Source organism: Bartonella sp. AA56HLJMS (assembly GCF_042197145.1).
Lineage (GTDB): Bacteria > Pseudomonadota > Alphaproteobacteria > Rhizobiales > Rhizobiaceae > Bartonella.
Genome location: NZ_JBHIRL010000080.1, coordinates 1 through 1193 on the forward strand (window position 1 = coordinate 1; position 1193 = coordinate 1193).

1 protein-coding gene is annotated in these 1193 nt (G+C 39.6%); it reads left to right on the forward strand.

Annotated elements, in window-relative coordinates:
• Positions 1 to 183: 183 nt before the first annotated feature.
• The coding region (locus ACFINI_RS09935; RefSeq protein ID WP_375648037.1) for a tyrosine-type recombinase/integrase at positions 184 to 1193 on the forward strand (1010 nt) is incomplete at its 3' end.

Sequence of the window (1193 nt, forward strand, 5' to 3'; positions counted from 1 at the left end):
AGCTGGTGACAAGCTATTGATTTATAATGATAATCTAGCGTTATTCATATTGAGTTAAAGACCCGAATAACGTAAGATTCTCTTATTTCAAATCTGTTTATATTGAATCAATCAAAACCACTCGTTTGCACATAGCAAGTGGGATGAGTGTGTGGATAAAATTTGTATAAGAAAGGACTTAAAATGGCTCTTATGAACCGTCTTAATGCAAGATCTGTTGCAACATTAGGGGCTGGCAAATATAACGATGGTGCCGGCTTGTTACTTCACAAGCGTAAAGATGGCGGTGCTCAATGGATTTACCGTTATACCATTCATGGGCGCCGTCGCGAAATGGGCTTGGGGGCATTGCGAAACGTTTCTTTAAAAAAAGCGCGTGAATTGGCAAATCAATGGCGTTCTGTTTTGCATGAGGGTCGTGACCCTATTAAAGAACGCAATAAACAAAAGCGTGAGGCGATAAGCAATCTCCATTACTTAAAAGATATTGCCATAGATGCTTTTGAAAGTCGTAAAGCTGAATTAAAAGGGGATGGAAAAGACGGACATTGGTTTTTACCATTACGTCTTCATATTCTCCCCAAATTAGGCTGTTTACCCGTTTCAGAAATTACCCAAACTGAGATACGCAATACTCTTGCTCCTATCTGGCATACAAAAGCTGGAACAGCTAATAGAGCTCTTAATCGTCTTAATATATGTCTCAAACATGCGGCTGCACTAGGATTGGATGTTGATTTACAAGCAACAGAAAAAGCACGTGCTCTCTTAGGCAAACAACGTCATAAAAAGCAAAACATGCCCGCAATGGATTGGAAAGAGGTCCCTGCCTTTTATAAAACACTTTGCCAAACAACAATCCTAACACAACTGGCTTTGCGTTTGCTTATTTTGACAGGAGTTCGTACTTTTCCTTTGCGTCATATTCGTGAAGGTCAAATTGAAGATGATGTCTGGACAATTCCTGCTGAAAATATGAAAGGAAAGCGTGATACTACAACAGAATTTCGCGTCCCCTTATCAAAAGAAGCGCTGAAAATTATTGAACAAGCTCGTTGTATTTCTAAAAGTGATTTTCTTTTTTCTCCTATCGGTCGCGGTCCTCTTTCACATACGATGATGGCTTGGTATATGAGAAAAAATAAAATTGAAGCATGCCCGCATGGTTTTCGCTCTAGTTTACGCGATTGGCT